Origin of the sequence: Butyricicoccus sp. OF27-2pH9A, assembly GCF_027693185.1 — a bacterium.
Classification (GTDB): domain Bacteria; phylum Bacillota; class Clostridia; order Oscillospirales; family Butyricicoccaceae; genus Agathobaculum; species Agathobaculum butyriciproducens.
Genome location: NZ_JAQEXK010000062.1, coordinates 1 through 319 on the forward strand (window position 1 = coordinate 1; position 319 = coordinate 319).

The window sequence follows — 319 nt, forward strand, 5'->3', positions numbered from 1 at the left end:
GTTTCCAGTCCGCCCTTATCCCGTACTTCCAGCAGGGCGTGGCCCAGCTCGTTCAGCTCGTCGATGTTCTCACATTCGTAGAGATAATCGTAGAGCCCCAGCACATCACTGTCAAAGCTGGTAAAGAACACTTCGCTGTACCGTTTCCCGTCTATCCCGATTTTGGCAAGGGCGGCCTGCAACTCCTGTGTCGTCATGGGGAAATGTACCGTTGTCCCTACCTCAATCCCCATTAAGGGGTATAGGGCTGTATTGGTTATATAGGCTTCAAACATGGGCTCATTCCTCCTTTCCGGCCCGGTCAGCCAGCACCTCATAA

Annotated in this window: 1 protein-coding gene; it reads right to left on the bottom strand. The window is 53.0% G+C overall.

The features are described from left to right. Positions 1-317: antirestriction protein ArdA (locus PG722_RS14025; RefSeq protein WP_442867865.1), on the bottom strand; the 317-nt coding region annotated here is incomplete at its 3' end. Positions 318-319 lie beyond the last annotated feature (2 nt).